2 protein-coding genes and 1 pseudogene are annotated in these 2,664 nt (G+C 64.0%); 2 read left to right on the forward strand and 1 reads right to left on the reverse strand.

Annotated features, from left to right (window positions below):
- Window positions 1-787 precede the first annotated feature (787 nt).
- Together ACIQNG_RS39065 and ACIQNG_RS39070 are read left to right on the forward strand one after the other, a co-directional pair.
- Window positions 788-1,447 carry a reverse transcriptase domain-containing protein gene (locus ACIQNG_RS39065; protein WP_401492021.1) on the forward strand — a complete coding sequence of 220 codons (660 nt, stop codon included), beginning with the start codon at window positions 788-790 and terminating at the stop codon, window positions 1,445-1,447.
- Window positions 1,410-2,219 (forward strand): group II intron maturase-specific domain-containing protein, encoded by an 810-nt coding sequence (locus ACIQNG_RS39070; protein WP_401492023.1) that lies wholly within the window; start codon window positions 1,410-1,412, stop codon window positions 2,217-2,219. The genes ACIQNG_RS39065 and ACIQNG_RS39070 overlap by 38 nt, the downstream gene beginning before the upstream one ends.
- A 130-nt stretch (window positions 2,220-2,349) precedes the next feature.
- On the opposite strand, the pseudogene ACIQNG_RS39075 reads toward ACIQNG_RS39070, so the two are convergent.
- Window positions 2,350-2,664: pseudogene (locus ACIQNG_RS39075) on the reverse strand (transposase); the annotation flags it as partial.

Here is a 2,664-nt window from a genome sequence, read left to right on the forward strand (position 1 = left end):
CGACAACGTCAACTTGGCCTTCGGCCGCCCCGTACGCGCCATACCGCAAGCCTACACATCTGAACAGAATTCCCGACTCAGAAGACTAGGGGGTGTCCGCAATGTCGGTGGGGAGCCAGAGTCGTAGGCAGGCGAGGGTGGTCAGGGCTTTGTAGTGGCGGGCTCGTTTGTCGTACCGCGTGGGTGCGCCACGAGGCGCCATGGAATCGAGTGAGGTGAGAGACCTTCACCACCGGGTTGTCGTAGCAATCCGGCTGGAGCTGGGGGCAGTTCGGTTCGGGGGATGCCGAGCCGAGCGGTAAGCAGCTCCGACAACGCCGGGACGGGTTGGTACTGCAAGACGGCCCGGGTCCGGCTAGCGAGACAGGAAGGTGCACGCGAGAAATCAGTGCCTGACGCCCCGTAATTACGACACCGGCTCGAACCTGGCGGATCTGGGCCGGATGCAGTGCGCGACGACCAGTGCTCGTTGGTGGTCGACTCCGAAGCCGACTCTACTCATCGGTGGGGAGGCCACGCTGAAAGTCTGCGGCGTAGGCGTGGCGATGCTGCCGGGGTAGAGCTGGGCACCTCACCTGTCGATCGATTCGTGGTGAACGTGGGAACTGTCCGCGGTCGCCCCCATGTCGGACATCCAGTCCGATCGGGGGCAGGCCCATCGCCGACTGACGGCCGTCGGGCAGGACGGAGGCTCCGTAGTACTCCGAGGCAGGGAAAGCCGGTCACATGGGGAAGGGGGCCAGCAAGTCAGCAGTAAGGAGACTGGAATGCCAGGAGGCTGTCGCCGGTGAATACCGACGAGCTGGAATGGGCCTTGATGAAGGCCGAACGCCGGGTACTGGAGATCCAGACCAAGCTGCACCGTTGGGCTGCCGATGATTCTCATCGCAGGTTCGACGACCTGTTCAACCTCGTGGCCGATCCCGCCTTCCTGCTGGTGGCGTGGGACCGTGTCCGGGGAAACAAGGGTGCCCGCACGGCCGGAGTGGATGGGAAGACCGCCCGCTCCATCGAAGCCGGGCAAGGAGTCGAGGCGTTTCTCGACAAGCTGCGGACCCAGATCAGAGACCGCAGCTTCCACCCGGTTCCCGTCCGCGAGCGGATGATTCCCAAGACGAACGGCAAGCTTCGTCGTCTTGGGATTCCGACCGTGGCCGACCGAGTGGTCCAGGCATCCTTGAAACTGGTGCTGGAGCCGGTATTCGAAGCTGATTTCCTCCCGTGTTCCTACGGGTTCCGCCCGAACCGCCGCGCTCACGATGCGATCGCCGAAACTCGCTACCTCGCCAGCCACGGATACGAGTGGGTGGTAGAAGGCGACATCACGGCGTGCTTCGACGAGATCTCGCACCCGGCCCTCATGGAGCGGGTGCGGAATCGAAATCGGGGACAAGCGGGTGGTGTCCTTGGTGAAGGCGTTCTTGAAGTCCGGGATCCTGTCCCGTGACGGGGCCTTCACGGACACACGCACCGGGACCCCGCAGGGCGGGATCCTGTCGCCGCTGCTGGCCAACATCGCACTCTCGGTCCTGGACGAGCACATCGCCCAGGGCCTCGGAGGACCAGATGGCACCTCCGAGGACCGGCGCAGGAGACGGCGCCGAGGACTGCCCAACTACCGACTGGTCCGGTATGCGGACGACTTCCTCGTACTCGTCTTCGGGCGCCGAGAACACGCCGAGGAACTACGCGACGAGGCGGCAGAGGCATTGAAGCCCATGGGCCTTTGCCTGTCGGTGGAGAAGACAAAGATCACGCACATTGACGAGGGCCTTGACTTTCTCGGATGGCGCATCCAGCGCCACCGGAAACCGGGCACTGACCGGCAGTACATCTACACCTACCCGGCACGGAAATCAGTGCGCTCCGTCACGGGCAAGGTGAAGGAACTGACCGGACGGCAGAACGTCGGCTTGTCGCTGGATTCCTTGCTCCACCGACTGAACTCGGTGTTGCGAGGATGGTGCGCATATTTCCGTCCCGGAGTTTCGAACGTCGCTTTCTGTTACCTCAGCCACTATGCGTGGATGAGGGTGACACGATGGATCCGACGCAAGCACCCCGGGATCACTTGGAAACAGCTCCGCCGACGCTATTACGGCGGCGGCTGGTGGCCCGCCACAGAGGAAGCGGAACTGTTCAACCCGGCAAAGGTAAGCACGACCAGATACCGATACCGGGGAAAGCTCATTCCCACTCCGTGGCCCACTACGGCATGAGGAACTGAACAGCCCGGAACGGGATTTGTGGAGAGCCCGGTGCCCGGAGACGGGCACGCCGGGTTCGGGAGGCGGCTCGGGGAAACCCACTGGTGGAAACACCAGCAGGGCGTCCCGAGTCGACCTCACCGAGGGCTTTGTTCTGCTTGAGCTTGTTGAAGCAGCGTTCGACGACGTTGCGGCGTCGGTAGGCGGTGCGGTCGAGGTGGCAGAGTGTCTCCCCGCGTCGTCGGCGTCCGCTGATCTGGTCGGTGCGTTCGGGGATGGTGCACGCGATGCCTCGTCTGCGCAGGTAGGCCCGGATCTTGCGGGACGAGTAGCCCTTGTCGCCGGCCACCCGGTCGGGGCGAGTGCGGGGCCGGCCGGGTCCTTCCCGTTTGATGGTGATGCGGGCCATGACCGGCTCGAACTGTGTGCAGTCGTTGACGTTTCCGCCCGTGATCGT

The organism is Streptomyces sp. NPDC091377, from assembly GCF_044757045.1.
Taxonomy (GTDB): Bacteria; Actinomycetota; Actinomycetes; order Streptomycetales; family Streptomycetaceae; genus Streptomyces.